This window comes from Shivajiella indica (genome assembly GCF_042683085.1).
Classification (GTDB): domain Bacteria; phylum Bacteroidota; class Bacteroidia; order Cytophagales; family Cyclobacteriaceae; genus Shivajiella; species Shivajiella indica.
Genome location: NZ_JBHUIV010000016.1, coordinates 488,047 through 505,748 on the forward strand (window position 1 = coordinate 488,047; position 17,702 = coordinate 505,748).

At 39.2% G+C, this 17,702-nt stretch carries 14 protein-coding genes and 1 tRNA gene; 5 read left to right on the forward strand and 10 right to left on the reverse strand.

The genetic code is table 11. The features are described from left to right. Nucleotides 1-16: 16 nt before the first annotated feature. From ACFSKV_RS11560 to ACFSKV_RS11590, 7 genes are read right to left on the reverse strand one after another with little or no spacing between them, the layout of a single operon-like run. Complete coding sequence (locus tag ACFSKV_RS11560) at nucleotides 17-1,051, reverse strand: cytochrome c oxidase subunit II (protein WP_380802779.1); 1,035 nt, start codon at nucleotides 1,049-1,051, stop codon at nucleotides 17-19. A gap of 24 nt (nucleotides 1,052-1,075) precedes the next feature. Continuing rightward, a complete protein-coding gene (locus ACFSKV_RS11565; RefSeq protein ID WP_380802781.1) occupies nucleotides 1,076-2,368 on the reverse strand; it encodes a quinol:cytochrome C oxidoreductase in 1,293 nt (430 codons plus the stop codon). Between the two features lie 2 nt (nucleotides 2,369-2,370). Beyond that, nucleotides 2,371-2,997, reverse strand: coding sequence for a c-type cytochrome (locus tag ACFSKV_RS11570; protein ID WP_380802782.1), 627 nt, complete (start codon nucleotides 2,995-2,997; stop codon nucleotides 2,371-2,373). A gap of 13 nt (nucleotides 2,998-3,010) precedes the next feature. Beyond that, on the reverse strand, nucleotides 3,011-3,541 hold the full coding sequence (locus ACFSKV_RS11575; RefSeq protein WP_380802785.1) for a DUF3341 domain-containing protein: 531 nt from the start codon (nucleotides 3,539-3,541) through the stop codon (nucleotides 3,011-3,013). 4 nt (nucleotides 3,542-3,545) lie between these two features. Then, nucleotides 3,546-4,910, reverse strand: coding sequence for an NrfD/PsrC family molybdoenzyme membrane anchor subunit (nrfD, locus tag ACFSKV_RS11580; protein WP_380802786.1), 1,365 nt, complete (start codon nucleotides 4,908-4,910; stop codon nucleotides 3,546-3,548). 18 nt (nucleotides 4,911-4,928) lie between these two features. Beyond that, nucleotides 4,929-8,000 carry a TAT-variant-translocated molybdopterin oxidoreductase gene (locus ACFSKV_RS11585; protein WP_380802789.1) on the reverse strand — a complete coding sequence of 1,024 codons (3,072 nt, stop codon included), beginning with the start codon at nucleotides 7,998-8,000 and terminating at the stop codon, nucleotides 4,929-4,931. Nucleotides 8,001-8,038: 38 nt separating this feature from the next. Then, on the reverse strand, nucleotides 8,039-9,298 hold the full coding sequence (locus tag ACFSKV_RS11590; RefSeq protein ID WP_380802791.1) for a c-type cytochrome: 1,260 nt from the start codon (nucleotides 9,296-9,298) through the stop codon (nucleotides 8,039-8,041). Between the two features lie 372 nt (nucleotides 9,299-9,670). Here ACFSKV_RS11590 and ACFSKV_RS11595 point away from each other — a divergent pair. The 3 genes from ACFSKV_RS11595 to ACFSKV_RS11605 all read left to right on the forward strand — a co-directional run bounded on the left by ACFSKV_RS11595 (nucleotide 9,671) and on the right by ACFSKV_RS11605 (nucleotide 12,646). After that, nucleotides 9,671-9,741 (forward strand) — tRNA-Cys (locus ACFSKV_RS11595). A 190-nt stretch (nucleotides 9,742-9,931) separates the two neighbouring features. Beyond that, a complete protein-coding gene (locus ACFSKV_RS11600) occupies nucleotides 9,932-10,414 on the forward strand; it encodes a (2Fe-2S)-binding protein (RefSeq protein WP_380802793.1) in 483 nt (160 codons plus the stop codon). A gap of 3 nt (nucleotides 10,415-10,417) precedes the next feature. Next, nucleotides 10,418-12,646 (forward strand): xanthine dehydrogenase family protein molybdopterin-binding subunit, encoded by a 2,229-nt coding sequence (locus ACFSKV_RS11605; RefSeq protein ID WP_380802795.1) that lies wholly within the window; start codon nucleotides 10,418-10,420, stop codon nucleotides 12,644-12,646. A 4-nt stretch (nucleotides 12,647-12,650) separates the two neighbouring features. Here ACFSKV_RS11605 and ACFSKV_RS11610 read toward each other — a convergent pair whose 3' ends face one another. Both ACFSKV_RS11610 and rpsA read right to left on the reverse strand, forming a co-directional pair. Then, a complete protein-coding gene (locus ACFSKV_RS11610; RefSeq protein ID WP_380802797.1) occupies nucleotides 12,651-13,259 on the reverse strand; it encodes an outer membrane beta-barrel protein in 609 nt (202 codons plus the stop codon). A gap of 275 nt (nucleotides 13,260-13,534) precedes the next feature. Next, complete coding sequence (gene rpsA, locus ACFSKV_RS11615) at nucleotides 13,535-15,307, reverse strand: 30S ribosomal protein S1 (protein WP_380802799.1); 1,773 nt, start codon at nucleotides 15,305-15,307, stop codon at nucleotides 13,535-13,537. A 306-nt stretch (nucleotides 15,308-15,613) separates the two neighbouring features. On the opposite strand from rpsA, the gene ACFSKV_RS11620 reads away from it, so the two are divergent. Together ACFSKV_RS11620 and ACFSKV_RS11625 are read left to right on the forward strand one after the other, a co-directional pair. After that, a complete protein-coding gene (locus ACFSKV_RS11620; RefSeq protein ID WP_380802801.1) occupies nucleotides 15,614-16,315 on the forward strand; it encodes a hypothetical protein in 702 nt (233 codons plus the stop codon). A 233-nt stretch (nucleotides 16,316-16,548) separates the two neighbouring features. Continuing rightward, nucleotides 16,549-16,998, forward strand: coding sequence for an outer membrane insertion C- signal (locus ACFSKV_RS11625; RefSeq protein ID WP_380802803.1), 450 nt, complete (start codon nucleotides 16,549-16,551; stop codon nucleotides 16,996-16,998). 87 nt (nucleotides 16,999-17,085) lie between these two features. Here ACFSKV_RS11625 and ACFSKV_RS11630 read toward each other — a convergent pair whose 3' ends face one another. After that, a complete protein-coding gene (locus ACFSKV_RS11630) occupies nucleotides 17,086-17,634 on the reverse strand; it encodes a septal ring lytic transglycosylase RlpA family protein (RefSeq protein ID WP_380802805.1) in 549 nt (182 codons plus the stop codon). Nucleotides 17,635-17,702 lie beyond the last annotated feature (68 nt).

A 17,702-nucleotide genomic window follows, 5' to 3' on the forward strand; every position in this document is an offset into this window, starting at 1 on the left:
ATTAAAGATAATTTAATTACTTATACTCACTGATCGTAATATCAGCTAATTCTTTAAGATCTAAAGGTAAATCAGCAACCAAAGAAGGATTATTTACTATATAAGGCTTCTGATCTGATAACCATTTTCTATATTCTTCAGGCTCTACTACCCTTATTTCTTTTTTCATAGAGAAATGACCTCTACCACAAATTTCGGTACAGGCAATTTCGTAAACGAACTCAGGGTCATTAAGCTCTGTTCTCATTTCCTCTGTAGTTTTGGTAGCGGTAAACCAAAATCTTGTAGGCATACCTGGTACGGCATCCATTTTCAAACGCATGTGAGGCGCAAAAACTGAATGCAAAACATCTCTAGCCCTTATTTTGAACAGTACTGGTTCACCTTTGGGGATTACAACAACAGGAGATGTAAAATCATCAAATGAATTTTTATCTGTAAAGTCAACACCAGATACGTTTGAGGCAGATATCAAACGGTAATCATGTTCCCCTAAAACATTATCCAATCCAGGGTACCTAACTTCCCATGCAAACTGATAACCCATGATTTCTACAACATGGGACTTTTCAGGAGCGGGGGCAGTAATATCTGACCAAGCCTTCCATCCACCAATCACCAAAAGCGCCAAAACCACAGCAGGCACTGTAGTCCAGATTACCTCAAGTTTATTGTTATCCGGGTAAAAGGAAGCTTTTCTGTCTTCTTTATATTGATATTTATAAGGAAACCAGAATAATAAAATATGAGTAATAATAAAGACAATACCTGTTACAGCCATAGTAACCCAGAATAACTGATCCGTTACAACACCATGTTCGGAGGCAACAGGTAAGTTGTAATTATCAAATTCTTTAATGGAATACCAAAACATGATGAAGCCACCCAATACGAGGAAAAGCACAAACATGAATGCATTTACTTTGTTGCTTCCGGTGGCGATTTTTTTATCACTGCCTTTTACAACTGAAACTAATGTTTGTATTCTGTAAACCATCCAAATGATGGACAATAACAACAGAATACCAACCGCTATTAGAAATCCGTACATAACGATAACTTTTTCGGATAATTATTAAATATGATGATGATAACTTTCTTCCAACATAGGGTGATTCTTGGCAATCAATGGTTTTTTTGCCAAAGCCCCAAGAACAACCAAGGCAAAAGAGGCTCCATAAACCAAAAGCATTCCAAATTCCATCAAGCCAAAACCTCCATTGTGACCCAATGTACCTGGTTGAACCATCAGGAAGAAATCAAACCAATGACCTAATATAATCAAAGAACAAACAACTTTCAGGAAGATCGCATGTCTTTTTGCATCCCTTGTCATTAAAACCAAGAAAGGAAGGAAGAAGTTTAGAACTAGATTTACAAAAATGAACGGGCTATACACATCACTTTGCATCCTTTCTACAAAGTAGACAGACTCCTCTGGAATGTTGGCATAATAGATCAAAAGGAACTGTGAAAACCAGATATAAGTCCAGAAAATTGAGAAAGCAAATACAAATTTTCCAAGATCATGAACATGGTTTTCATTCACCATTTCCAAATAACCTTTTTCTCTCAGAAATACTACTACAAGGGTTATTGCAGAAAGACCTGCTACGAACCATGAAGCAAATACATACCAACCGAACATAGTTGAGAACCAATGTGTATCAATTGACATCACCCAGTCCCAAGCAGAAATTGAAGAAGAAACGGCGAAGAAAATAATAAATAGAGCCGACCAAGTTCTTAATCTTCTCCAATATTGCGTTCCTCCGTTCAAATCCTCTTCGAAAGCTAGACTTTTCAGTTTATTAAAAAAGAACACCCAGAATCCAAAGAATAGGACCATTCTTGCCACAAAGAATACAGGAAATGATCCTTTTGCCATGGGCCAATAAAAGAATCCTCCTTTACCATCAATCAGCTTATCATATTGTGGGCTGTCTTTATCAAAAAGATAGCTGTGAGTCCAATGGAAAATATCATGATTTGCGATAAAAAATGTCACAATCATCAACGCTGCAGCAATGGGAAGCCAATTACCGAAAGACAAAGGAACTCTTAAAATACCTGTAGACCATCCCGCCTGAGCAGCATATTGTAAAGCAAAGAAGAACACACCGATAATAGCAATTCCTGTGAAATAAACATTATTGATCCAAAGGTTCGCAAATAATCTTTGATACCAATGGAAAGCATGTCCACCTGCTTCTTCAGCATGATCATGACCACCGCCCATCATGTTGGTAATAATACCGATGGCCAGGACAACTGCACCGATTACCAATACAGTCATAATTGATTTTTTCAGTCCTGCTGTAAAATCAAATTTTTGGTCCAGATTATAGTTTGTAGTACTGTGCGCCATGATTATTGTTTCTGAATTTCTTGTTTAACATAGTGAACAATTTTCCAAATTCTGTCTTGCGGAATTTGAGATCCATGTGCTCCCATTCTTCCTTTACCTTTCATGATGACATGGAAAATATGTCCTTCAGGAAGATTGATGTAAGCACCTCCTTTTAAGTTGGCAACACCACCGATTACTTCTCCGGCTTTTCCATCGCCTTCCCCTCCAGTACCATGACATGCCACACAATATTGAAGGTATAAGGCTTTACCTTCTGCCAAAACCTGATCATTCAATTCGATTGGATTTTGGATTTTTGCAGCCTCTTCCAGTTCAAAGGCCTTCAATCTGTAAGGTAATGAACCATCTTTAGTTCTTGGAACAGTGTTTGCAACAGGTTCCCTCATATTCATTCTGTAGGGATTGTTTACATTACTGTTAAAAAACTCACCTTTTCCATCTTCTCTTGAAGAAAGCCAAGATCCCTCATCTTCATTTACAATCTGAGTAAGAGGTTCATAGGCGACAGAGTTATACATTTGAGGAGCATATTCATATCCAGGATCATCTCCTGAAGCGCCACAGGAAGCAAAGCCAAATGCTACTCCTGCTAATAATATTGTGTATATAGAATGTGTTATTTTCATGACCTCTATTTACCTATTCAAAACTTTTTTTATTGACTTCTGCAGCGCCGGAATCTTTCAGCACATCCGCAATATTTTTTTCGCCAAGTGAAGCATTAGTTGCTAGATCAATTGCCATGACATGTTTGTCATCCGTAATCCGAACATCGAAAATCCTAGGTTGACCCCAAGGCTTTAGATTACTGGATACCATGAATACACCTACCATCCCAAAAGCTGCCAGAAGAACGGTAAGTTCAAATGTTACTGGAATGAAGGCAGGAAATGCCGCATGGTCTTTTCCTCCAATGATCATCGGCCAATCGAATTTCATCATATAAAACTGGATGGTCAAGGCCAAAATTGTTCCAAGCATTCCGAAAAGGAAAGCGGCTATTGGTAATCTGCTTCTTTTATAGCCAAGAACATCATCTATCCCATGAACAGGGAAGGGGGAATAAACTTCATGGATTTTGACCCCACTTTTTCTAACTTTTGTGATGGCTTCCAACAATACATCCTCATCGTCATAAACACCGAGGATAAAATTTTTATCTCTTTCCATGCTCTTATTTATTTACTTTTTCAGATGAAGATTTAATAATTGATTTTACTTCAGCCATGTTGATTACCGGGAAGAATTTAGCAAACAACAAGAAACAGGTGAAGAAAAGACCGAATGTGAACAAATAGACTCCCACATCATATAATGTTGGATAAAACATTGCCCAAGAAGAAGGAAGAAAGTCCCTGTGAAGAGAAGTAACAATAATAACAAACCGCTCAAACCACATTCCTATATTCACCACTAAGGACAAAATGAATGTCAGAACAATAGAGGTTCTGATTTTTTTGAACCAAAACAACTGAGGTGAAATCACGTTACAGGTCATCATGGACCAGTATGCCCACCAATAAGGTCCAAACATCCTGTTCATGAAGGCGTACTGTTCTGCAGCAACCCCTGAGTACCAGGCAATAAAGAATTCAGTAATGTATGCAATACCGACTATAGAACCAGTAATAATGATCACTATGTTCATCAATTCAATATGGCCTATAGTAATGTAATCTTCTAACTTGAAAACTTTTCTGGTTACAATCATCAAAGTCAATACCATGGCAAACCCTGAGAAAATCGCTCCAGCTACAAAGTATGGAGGGAAGATTGTAGTATGCCATCCTGGAATAACTGAAGTCGCAAAGTCAAAGGATACAATTGTGTGAACTGAAAGTACCAATGGGGTAGCTAAACCGGCCAAAATTAAAGCAACTGACTCATACCTGCTCCAGGTTTTTGCAGCTCCATCCCATCCAAATGCCAAAGCTCCGTACACTGACTTTCTGATGCCTGTGGCCCTGTCTCTGATGGTGGCAAAATCAGGAATCAATCCTATATACCAGAATACCAAGGAAACTGAGAAATAGGTCGAGATCGCAAAAACATCCCATAAAAGCGGAGAATTGAAGTTAACCCACAAGGAACCAAAGGTGTTTGGCAGTGGCAGTGCCCAATATGCACCTAACCAAGGGCGCCCCATGTGAATAATTGGGAACATCGCTGCACAGATAACGGCGAAAATAGTCATCGCTTCCGCAGCCCTGTTGATAGCCATTCTCCATTTCTGTCTGAATAGTAAAAGTACGGCAGAGATCAAAGTACCGGCGTGACCGATACCGACCCACCACACGAAGTTGGTAATGTCCCATGCCCAACCAACAGTTTTGTTGAGCCCCCACATACCGATACCTTCCCAAAGAGTTAACCAGAGTGCAATGAAACCTAAGCCCAATGCACCGACCGCAACCAACAGACCCAAAAGCCAACCAATACTTGGCTTACCTTCTACCTGTCTGGAGATATCATGGGTGACGTCTTTTAAGGTTTTACCGCCAGTAATAAGCGGCTCGCGTACGGATGAAGTAACCTGCATATCTTATAAAATTATTAATTACGCTTCTGATTTATCCTTATTTCTGATTTTGGTGAAATACCAAACGTTTGGACTCACGTTGATTTCCTCCAATACATGGTATGCTCTTTCCTCATTCACTTCCTTCACTGCTGAAGTAGTATCTTCTTGGATTTTGAGCATTTTGGTAATCTTGCTTTCTGGATCATTCATATCACCGAAAACAATGGCATTGGTAGGACATGCGGTAGCACAAGCGGTATTGATGTCTCCATCCTGTACTTTTCTTCCTTCTCTCTTTGCTGTCAGTTTACCAGATTGAATCCTTTGCACACACATGGAGCATTTTTCAATTACCCCCCTTGCCCTGACCGTAACGTCCGGATTCAATACCATTTTACCCAAATCATCATTTTGGGCAACATTTACAGCAGCAAAATCCTTATTGTCATGATACTTAAACCAGTTGAATCTCCTTACTTTATAAGGACAGTTATTGGCACAATATCTGGTACCAATACATCTGTTGTAAGTCATTTGGTTAAGACCTTCAGATGAGTGGGTCGTAGCTGCAACTGGACAAACTGTCTCACAAGGTGCATTATTACAGTGCTGACACATCATTGGCTGGAATGTAACTTCAGGGTTGTCTGCAGCTAATTCAAGCTCTTCGTTGGTACTTGCTCCTTCTGGTGAACTGTAGTAACGGTCAATTCTGATCCAGGCCATCTCTCTCCTGTTCAATACTTCTTGCTTACCGACCACAGAGACGTTATTTTCAACCTGGCAGGCAACGGTACATGCACCACATCCAATACAGGAATTCATGTCAATAGCCAAGCCCCAGTGATGCTGGCTATATTGATGGCCTTTCCATAAAGTAATTTTTGAAGGTTTTACAAACTCACCTTCCTTATAAATCTTTGGAAAATACCTTCCTGCGGAAGCATTTTCCTTATACTCTCCAAGAGTAGCTTCCTGGATGACAAACTCTCTTCCCATATAAGTCTGATGGGTTTGGGTTTGCGCAATTCTGTATGTTTCAGAGGTAAGTTCGATACTTACGCCATCCGTAATATCATAATTTACAAAGCCTTTTGAAGCATCCAACAATTCATAGGCATTGACACCAACACCGTTAGCAACTCTTCCAGCTTTGGTACGGCCATAACCTAAAGCTAAGCCCACAGTACCATCAGCTTGTCCTGGCTGAACTAAAACAGGCACAACCAAGGTTTTACCACCTACAGTAATATTGGCTTTTCTTGTAGCTCCCTCTGTCATTTTCAGACCATTTTCATTGGCCCATTTTTGAGAAACTGTCAAATAATTATCCCAAGTGGCTTTGGAAATAGGATCAGACATTTCCTGTAGCCATGGGTTGTTCGCAGAAGCACCACTACCTATGCCTACTTTGGAATAAACAGACAATTCCACCCCTGTGTTATCTGCCTTATAGGAACTTGAAACTGATGAAGCTGCAGCATTTATGTCTGCAACATTCTGGACTGGTGCGGATTCAGAATTTAGGGAATAAACACCATTGAACAGACTTCTATCCCAGAATTCCTGGAAATTGCTGATCTCAGTTTGGGTACCAAAAAGAGAGGTATTCCAATTGGCCTGTAAGAAATCATAATAATTGGTGTTGTTTCCTGCCCAAATCAGGAATGATTCCTGGGCCTGTCTTGTATCAAAAAGTGGGGAAATAGTTGGTTGTGAAAGACTATATTCTCCATTCCTTGGGTTGAAATCATTCCAAGACTCCAAATAGTGATGGTCTGGAGCTACGTATTGAACCAATGATGCTGTCTCATCCATGGTGCCATTTGTTGCTACCGAAACTTTTGCTTTTGAAATACCTTCTGCTATTTCTACTCCTCTCGCGAAATCATAAACCGGATTACAATTGTAGAATACAACACCCCCAACTCTTCCGGCAGTAAGGTCAGCCACAAACTGGTTCATTTTGGCATCATCACCTTTTCTGAAATAAGATGGTTTTGAAAAATCAACAGTGACACCATTGTTTTCAAGCAAATCATTGATGGCATTGATGACAATCTGAACATTTGGATCATTAGAACCGGAAACTACTATGGATTTTCCTCTGTTTGCCCAAAGTTCTTTTGCAGCTTTGTCTAAATGGGCTATATCAACATTAGCACCTGATACAGTAGCTGCACCTGCTTGTTTCGCTATTGCATTATATAAAGCCAAAACAGCCAATCCGCCTTGAGAAGGTTTGATTGGGGTTCGGTAATCAGCATTCGCTCCAGTCAATGAAAGATTTGACTCAAACTGGAAATGACGGGACATTTGAGGCTTTTCCTTGGTAATTTTTCTTCCTTTTGCATATTGTTTTGCAAACTCAATGGGAGAAATCCAAGTCCCAAGGAAATCAGCACCAAAACTCACAATTACATTTGCTTTATCAAAATGATAGGTAGGAAGACCTTCTATCCCATAACTTGTTTTTGCGGCACTTGAGATCCCATAATTTGAGACAGGATCATAAGTTACAATTTCAGCCCCAAAGGATTCCGCTAACTGATTTAGGGACATTTGGGTTGAAGGAGAAAGTACAGTATTGGTAACAATTCTGACAGATCCAGCTGAAGCCAGTTTAGATTTAACCTCAGCATCGATGGTTGCCCAATCAGATTTTTCTCCGTTAATATGTGGTCCTGTTAATCTTTGTTTGTCATAAAGGGAAAGCACTGAAGCCTCTACGATAGCACTTGTTCCCCCTTTGGAAATTGGAGAAAGCTCATTGCCATCGATTTTTATAGGTCGTCCCTCCCTTGTTTTTACCACAATTGATGCATAATCCCCACCAGAGGAATAAGTAGATGCATAGTAATTGGGTATTGACGGATTTATGTCAACAGGTTTGTTGACATAAGGGATTGCTTTTCTAACAGGAGCCTCACAGGCGGCCAAAGAAGCTGCAGCTAAGCTAAAGCCCATTAATTTAAGGAAGTCTCTTCTGGATGAACCATCGAGGTTCGATGGGCCTTCAGGAAACTCTCTTTCAGCATTCTTAACAAACGTTTCATCGTTTGTCAGTTCTTCTAACCCTTTCCAATAGGTCTTTTTATTTTCTTTCATTGTATATTCAAGAAAAGTAAGTTCTGAATTGATTTAAATTAATAGTGGCATTTAGCACATTCCAAACCACCGATGTCTTTCACTTTAAGAGCATCTTTTGAATTGCTGTGCAATTGCACTAATTTATCGTAATATTCATTTCCATTTGCACGGATATTGGTCTGTCTGTGACAGTCTATACACCATCCCATAGTCAAGGCACTATGTTGATATACCACTTCCATCTCTTCAATCGGGCCATGGCAAGTTTGACATTCAACACCTCCAACAGCCACGTGCTGGGCATGATTGAAATAGGAAAGATCAGGAAGATTGTGGACTCTCACCCACTCTATAGGTTTATTGTTGTCATAGGCATCATAGATTTTGGCAATTTCAGGAGATATGCCCTCTTTACCGCCCACATTTTGAATATGGGTATGACAATTCATACAAATGTTGGCAGATGGAATATTTGCTGATTTTCCAATCTCTACTCCGGTATGGCAATATTGACACGGTACTTCATACTGTCCGGCATGGAGTTGATGGGAAAATGCTATGGGCTGGGCTGGAGCATATCCTTGTTGCACTCCTATGGTATACAACTCATCCAATGCAGTTTTAACCACCAAAGCCATCACTAAGGCTGTGATGATAATGACAAAAGCATCTGAACGGAGGATTTTTTTGAAATCAAATTTTTGCTCAAGAAACTCCTTATCTTCCTCATCCAGCTTTTGATTGCTTAGATATTTGGTAAGAATTGAAATAATCAAACCAAGGACAATCAAGATAAGCAATAAAACTACAACCAATACGCCAAGTATGATTGTTAAATATTCCGAAGGAATTCCAGCTCCTCCACCTGCAACTTGACCTCCTTCACCCGCAGCCGCTTGTGCTGCAGGGTCTACTTTGTCCCCATATTCGATATATGCCAATAAGTTCATCAGGTCGTCATCTGATAAAAACTCATGGTTTGGCATCACCAATTGGTTGAACTCGGTGAAAATCGCTACTGCTTCAGCATCTCCGGATGCAATCAGTACCTGCGAATTACGGATGAATCTTTTGGTCCAGTCAATAGAATGACGGTCAGTCACTCCCCTCAGTGCTGGTCCAACATTTTTCTGGTCAAGTCTGTGACATGTCCGGCAATTGGCATTGAAAATCGACTTACCGGCCGAAATTGCTTCTTCGCTGTCAGACACTTCGGGATTAACCGCAAAGACCTGTGTTCCCATCATAAGGAAAAACAGCATCGCAAGGGTGCTTAACCTCAAAGGAACACTTGTTAATGAGCGCTTGATCGACATATTTATTACTTATTAAACAGTTTAGTGCACGTTTTTTGATAAACACTGCAAATGTACTACCCCAATTCTATTTTTCAAACTTGATCCAAATACCTTGAAAAAATGTTTCAATTAAGAAATACATAATGTAAATACTTGTTTATCAATTATTTATTTAAATTTTATTGACCTGATCTATAATTTAGAATCGTTATAAATAAAACAATATTTGGTCTTTCTACGAAAGTGGAAGATAGGCAGGAATTTTGTGCTAAGATTTGTAAAAAAAATATTGATGGATTTCATAAATAAGCTTTATGAAATCCAGATAAATTTTACACTTGTTTTTGCAAAAAAGCCATTAATCCATACATTTGCATTCCGATTCAAAAGGGTCGCGTGGCCGAGTGGCTAGGCAGAGGTCTGCAAAACCTTGTACAGCGGTTCGAATCCGCTCGCGACCTCAACAAAAGCATCTCCATCAGAGATGCTTTTTTCATTTAAAGCAAATTCAGGTACAAATTGTATTTGTAAGTCCTGCTTTTTTAACAAGAAAACCACAAATTAAGGCTAACCTTTTCCCTTCCGGGACCCTATAAATTTGAACTTAGTCAAATATTGATTATTTTAATATTTCACAGAAATTCACAAGGTATGGCTGTAAAAACCCAACTAGAACTAGAAGTAAATGGTAAAAAACAACAAATTGAGGTTGATGAAGAAGAGCCTCTCTTATATGTCTTAAGAGAAGATTTTGGACTTAACGGACCAAAATTCGGATGCGGTTTACATCAATGCGGTGCTTGTATGGTCTTGGTGGACGGAAAAGCAAGTTACACCTGCATTCAGCCTTGTTCTGCTTTTGAAGGTAAAAAAATTGAAACAATTGAAGGCTTACATAAAAGTGAGGATAAACTTCATCCTTTACAAAAAGCTTTTTATGAACAACAGGCAGCCCAATGTGGCTATTGTCTGAATGGAATGATGATGGCAGCTCTTGAATTATTAAGAGCCAATCCCAACCCATCTGAACTGGAAATAAGAAACAGTCTTCATAAAATCATATGCAGATGCGGCACCCACACCCGGTTTATCCAAGCTGTGAAAAATGCCGCGCAGTCCAATTCAAAATTTTAATCAATGATACCTTCCAAAACGGATAGAAGAGCATTTCTAAAAACCTCTGGGCATTTGTTGATCGGATTCACTTTATTTCCCTTTATCCGGTGTTCTTCTACCTTTGACTCTAAAGAAAATTTTACTGAATATCAAGGAATACCGGAAAGACCTCATATGGGGAGGGATTTGATAGATTCCTGGATAAGAATGGACGCATCAGGACATGTCACTGTGCTTACAGGCAAAAAAGAACTGGGGCAGGGAATCAGAACTGCTCTACTGCAAATTGCGGCGGATGAATTGGAGGTAGAATTCAAAAGATGCCATATTATTAATGGTGACACTGGCCAGACAGCTAATGAAGGGTATACTTCCGGAAGTAACTCAATTGAAGGAAGTGGCATGGCAATACGAAGAGCCGCAGCAGAGGCAAAATTATTTTTAATTGAATTGGCGGCTGAAAAATGGCAAACAGACAAGTCTAGCCTTTCCATAATTGATGGTCAAATTCAGGGACCTGATAATAGATCCATCAGTTATTGGGAATTGGTAAATGGAAAATATTATGAAAAAACAATCACAGGTGAGGCCCCCATTTTGGACTTCAGAAAACACAAATATGTCGGAAATCCAATACCAAGAGAGGATATAAAAAATCTTGTCTTGGGGAAAGCCCATTTTGTACATGATCTTCGAATCCCAGAGATGGTGCACGCCAGAATTCTTCACCCACCTTCTTATAATGCGAAGCTCCTAAAGTTGGATCAAGATGCGATCAGCTCCTTGGATGGAGTAATCAAGACCATAGTAGATGGCAGCTTTGTAGCTGTGATTACCAAAAGAGAATACCAGGCAGTGAAAGCTTTAAGAAAAATGAAAGAGTTGAGCTTATGGGACGAAATCATGATCAATCCCCTTCCTGAAAAACTATTTCAGGACATGAAAATTAATGGGCAAAAACCCGAAATAATTGAGGATAATCCCGGAATCATGGAAAAAATCAATTCATCATCGGTTAAACTTAAGGCAAGTTATTATAGACCCTATCAGATGCATGCCTCTGCAGGTCCATCTTGTGCTATAGCAAAATGGGAAAATGACCAACTAACCGTATGGTCACCTACTCAAGGGGTTTATCCCTTACAGGCAACTTTATCAGATCTTTTTCAACTGGCTACTTCAAAAATCAGATGTATCGGAATACCAGGATCTGGGTGTTATGGACATAATGGAGCCGATGATGTATCTGCTGAGGCAACACTTATAGCCAAGCATTATCCAGGTAAGCCAGTCCGAGTACAATGGATGAGGGAAGATGAGCACCAATGGGAACCTTATGGTTCCGCGATGATTATGGAACTGGAAGCCGGGGTATCAAAAGAAGGGATTATTCAGGCATGGGACAGCAAAATCTGGTCTGATTCACACAGTACCCGACCCAGGGGTGAAGCAGGGCATTTCATATCTGCCCGGCATTTGGAAAACGCTATCCCATTTAGAAAAGGAGGATTTTCAGGTGGGGCATACAGAAATGCCACACCTTTATATGACATAAAGGATGTCAGGCTTCAGCTTTTCAATTATGATGGTCCCTTAAGATCCTCTGCACTCAGGGGTCTGGGGGCTTACGCCAATATTTTTGCATTGGAATCCTTTATAGATGAACTGGCTGATGCTTCTGGCTTTGACCCATTCACATTCCGGATCAAAAACCTCAAAGATGAAAGGGCTATTGCTGTTTTGAGGGAATTGCAATCAAAGACCAATTGGAATACCTTGGAGCGAACAGGAAACAAAGGGTATGGAATTGCCTTTGCCAAATACAAAAACACAGCTGCCTACTTTGCAGTGATGGCCGAAGTGGAGAATGTTATAGGAACCAAGAATTTCAAATTGAACAAATTAGTCGGGGTTATTGATGCCGGGCAATGCATCAATCCTGATGGACTGATCAACCAGACAGAAGGTGGAATGATACAGTCTGCTAGTTGGACATTGTTGGAGTCGGTCAGGTTTAATGAAAATGGAGTATTAAGTAAGGATTGGAACAGTTATCCTATCCTGAGGGCCAAAGATATACCCGAAGTCGATGTATATATTCTCAACCGGCCTGAACTCCCGCCTTTGGGGGCTGGAGAAGCTGCCCAAGGGCCTGTAGCCGCTGCAATCGCCAATGCTGTTTTTGATGGGACTGGGACAAGAATAAGAGAATTACCCATCAAGGCAGAAAAGTGGATTGGGAAAAAGTGAAAAGCTAGAAGTTATAGCTCAAGCCAAACTGTAATCCAAATTCTGTCAAATTGTAGTTGGTAGACACAAAGGGAATTGTTGAATGCCTTTTGAAATGAGGATGGACAAAGAACCCGACCTTTTTGAAATAATGCTCGGCACCGATTCCCAATAGGTATCCAAATCCAGATTGTTTATAGGAAGGGTTTTCTGATCGCTGTATGTCGAGCAAGGGCCCTGCATTCACAAACAAAAAAGGGAAAATAGAATAACGCATTAACACAGGAAAACTGAACATTTTGAAACTTTCCGAAGAAGGTAGAATGGTCAATTCCTGTACAGGAAACATACTGGGGTTAGGTTTAAAAATGATATCTGCAACAGCGGAATTCAATCCGGTTTCAATTGCCCATTTCTTACTGATTTTTTTTCCCACCAAAAAACCGAATTCTCTGAATCCATCTACATCCTTACTGATTACTCCAATCATTTCCTCCTTTTCAAGAAAAGCTGCATCAGAAATTCCGTAATACACTTTCCCATAAAATGTATTTTGAGCAAACGTTCTTGAAGATAGAATTGATACTATTGAAACTAATAAAAAGAGAATCTTGTGTTGGTAGGAGTTTTTCATTATGAAAATATTTTTATTCTTGGCTTAAATTAAATCCAACAATCAGCTTAACTAGATAATTAAGTATAGAGACAACTATTGATAAATCATATCCAATCATTATTTTAAAGTTAAGACGTAACTATATACAAAAAATGCGACAGGACTATTTGTCTAATTAAAAAATCCTTCGAAGTTTAAAAAACCTCAAAGGATAAAAAAAAGTGACTGCCTCACGACAGCCACTTTTTTGATTTATTTACATGAGACTCATCTTGAGTCTTATATCTTGCGTCTTATTTCTTCCCGCCTTCCATTTTCTCTTTCAACTCTGCCAAAGCATCGATATCACCAAGAGTTGATTTCTCTGCAGCAGGAGTCTCCGCTGGAGCAGAAGTAGCCTTCTTAGCTGCTTTCTTTGCGGCAGGGGCTGGTTTAGCTTCTTCTTTGAAAGTAGCGGTATGAGACAAGACGATTCTTTTATCATCCTTAGAGAACTCAGTCACTCTAAATTCAAGAGACTCACCAACCTCTACGGAAGAACCATCGGCCTTTTCCAGATTTTTAGAAGTTGCAAAACCCTCCAGACCATATGGAAGCTCAAGTACTGCACCTTTATCATTTTTTGATACTACAGTACATTTGTGTTCTGAACCTACAGGGAATACGGTTTCAAATGTATCCCAAGGGTTCTCTTCCAATTGTTTATGACCCAAAGCAAGTCTTCTGTTTTCAACATCAAGTTCCAAAACAGCAACTTCTAACTCGTCTCCAACTTTTACAAATTCAGATGGATGTTTGATTTTTTTGGTCCAGGAAAGATCAGATACGTGAACCAATCCATCTATGCCTTCTTCCAATTCAAGGAATAAACCAAAATTTGTCAAGTTCCTTACTACACCTTTATGCTTGGTTCCAACAGCATATTTAGTTGCCATGTCACCTTTAGTCCAAGGATCTTCGGTCAGTTGTTTGATACCTAAGGACATTTTTCTTTCGTCTTTGTCCAAAGTCAGGACAACTGCTTCGATTTCGTCGCCTACTTTCACAAAATCAGCAGGGTTTCTCAAGTGCTGAGACCAGCTCATTTCAGAAACGTGGATCAAGCCTTCAACTCCAGGAGCCAATTCAAGGAATGCACCGTAGTCAGCAACGTTAACGATTTTGCCTTTAACTCTGGAACCAACCTCAAGTTCAGCTGAAAGCGCATCCCAAGGATGAGCAGTCAATTGCTTCATACCCAAAGAAATCCTCTTCTTATCATCATCAAAATCAAGAACAACTACTTGAACTTTATCATCCAGATGAAGCACCTCTTCAGGATGGTTGATTCTTCCCCAAGAGATATCAGTAATGTGAAGTAATCCGTCTACACCTCCTAAATCGATAAACACACCGAAATTGGTCATGTTTTTGATTACGCCTTCCAATACCTGACCTTTCTCAAGGTTGTTCAAGATTTCAGCTTTTTGTTTCTCAAGATCTTTTTCGATCAATACTTTGTGAGAAACTACTACGTTATCGTTAGTATGGTTGATTTTAACCACTTTCACTTCCATCTTTTTACCCACATAGATATCAAAATCTCTGATAGGTTTTACATCAATCTGGGAACCTGGCAAGAAAGCTTCTACACCATAAATATCTACTATAAGACCGCCTTTGGTCCTTCTCTTCACCAAGCCTTCAATTACGCTATCATTTGCCAGGGCATCTTCGATATCACTCCATGCACGTACCATTCTCGCCTTCTTTCTGGAAAGCACCAATTGACCTAATGAATTTTCCTGCTCTTCGATAAAAACATCTACCTGATCACCGATTTTAAGTCCAGGAAGATCGCGGAATTCAGAAGCAGGCACCAATCCATCAGACTTAAAGCCGATATTGATAATCACATCCTTATCGTTGATACCAACTACAGTGCCCTTAATCACTTCTTTCTCAGTGATTTCATTTAGAGTTCCTTCATATAGGGCCTCCATTTCAGCTCTTTTGTCCTTGGAATAACCTTCTCCAAATCCTTTGGTATCGAAATCGTCCCAGTTAAACTCTTTTTGCTTAGACATATTAATTAATTAACCCTGATTTTCAACAACCCTAGGGTCATCGGGTTGAGGTTTTTAGTTTTCGATAAAGTCCCTGAAAATCAGCATCAGAAACCCCGTTCACCCGAACGGACTGCAAAGGTAGATATTTTTTGCAAAATATTAAACCCAATCCTTTAAAATTCCTATTCAATTGAGATGATGTAAATTCAAATTCCTTCTAAAAGTGAAGCGGATCCTTGTAAAATTTAGAATAATTATAAAAAACCAGTATTTTTAAATAACCTTTCCCAAGAAAGATAAATGGCAAAGGACAGTATTTATCTTATGAGAATTAAAATTGCCATACTCCTTTTTTTACTTCCTCTTGCAGGAAAGTCACAATTTTTTGGCTTAGGCTTCCAAACGAATCTTGGAATTCCTGTTTTGGATCTAAGAGATGAAGTTGGTGGCTTGGTATTTCCTGAATTTAACACACTCGGTATTTACAAATTCACCACAATTCCTATTGAAGTGGGACTTAGTGTAGGTTATGGAGTGTATAATACCTCCCTTGAAAAAAGGAGAGATCTTTATCCTGGTTATAATGATGAGTTAAGATTGAGGCGAAATAACAACTTATTGACGGTTATGGGAATGTTTCGGTATTTCCCTGAGGTTAAAAGGACAGCTATACTTCCATTTATTGAAATTCAGGCGGGGGCAAATTATTTTTATACCAGATATAAAATCAGGGAAAGCAGATTTGATGATCCTATTGAAGAAGGTAGAGATTTTTCAGACTGGGTTGCAGCACTTAGATTTGGAGGAGGGCTTAAAATACCCTTTAAAAAAGCTGAATCAGGTTATTTTGAGTTCAAGATCCTATACCATGAAAGTGGCAAGGTTGAATTTTTGAGAAAAAATGATACACAATATCTACCGGACCAAGGGGATGGGGAATTTGTTTACAGCCCTATAAGTTCCCAGATCAAAATGATTCAGCCAGGTATTGGTGTAATCCTTTACATGAATCCGTCAGATTACTAAGCATTCCATGAAAATTACCATCATTTTAAAAAAAAATGCCTTTGGTGGCATGGAAATTGTGAAACCAATTATTCAAAACTAAACCAACTATCGAAATATTTTAAGCCGAGGGTAATCCCTTCGGCTTTTTCAAAAATTTAACTATTTCCATTTATTAGTTTTGATCCCTAGAGTTTCGCTTAATATTCCTAGTTTTGCAATCCAATTTTAAGTTAAAATAAACAATAAAGGTTATGAAAAAAGTAATATTACTATTCTTTGTTTTTTCTACAATGATGCTTTGGAACCGGACAAATGCTCAGGAATTAGGTTTGAGGTTCGGTGATGTTTTGGGTAATAATGTTGCCATTGACGGGGTTTTTTCCTTGGGTGAATTCAGTAGGGTGCATGGTGACGTGTCTTTTGGTGATAGGGGTGTAGGAATAGAAGCACTTTGGAATTTCGTATACCGTCCATTGGGTCAGGAAGCATTTCATTGGTATGCCGGTGTGGGTCCTTCCTTATTATTAGGAGATCCATTTATTTTAGGGGTGAGTGGTGAGATTGGTCTGGAATATACCTTTAGGGAAGTACCCCTTTCACTATCTCTTGATTGGAGGCCGAGGGTAAATATTGTTGAAACCACAGACTTTGTACCTGGTCCTTTTGGTTTCAACATCAGGTATGTATTTGGTAGAAATTAAGCTTTGCCAACTGTGAGGATAAAAAAATCCCGGACCGATATTGGTCCGGGATTTTTTATTAATTTATTTGTTTAGCAATAAGTTTACTCAATTATTCAATGTTGAAGCCAACATATTTCCAATGACACAAATTTCAGCTGGAAGTCCAATTATGGAAGGCTTTTCCATTTCAATAGCTGATTCGTAATATCTTAACCTCAGATCCTCAGGCTTATTTTCTTTAAAATGATCAATCAGTGAAAAAACGATCTCTTCATCGGAAACTTCCAATTTGACAGGCACTATCCCATCTCTTATCATGTCCAGTTCCTGAGCAGCTCCTCTTGAAAGGTCAATGATCCGTTTTGAGGTTTGAGGCAACCTATCATTAATTCTTACCCATACTTCTTTTCCATTTTTTTGATTGGTTACTTTTAACATGGTCCCGAAAGGAAGATATTTATGGGCTGCTGTCATCTCCTGCATATTGAAAATTTCTCCATTTGCTGTTTTTCGCAAATGAAATCTCTTTCCATAAAAGCTTGCAATACCTTCCTGAATCTTTAGTCTCTCTTCAGAAGAGGCAGAAGGTTCATTGTTACCGGCCCAGGCAGGTATTTGAAAAAGGAGAAAGATGATAAGTGATATACTTTTCATAAGCCACATCTTAACAATTTATGTACCAAATCCCTTCAAAAAAGGAAGGATTAACAAACTTTAACGGG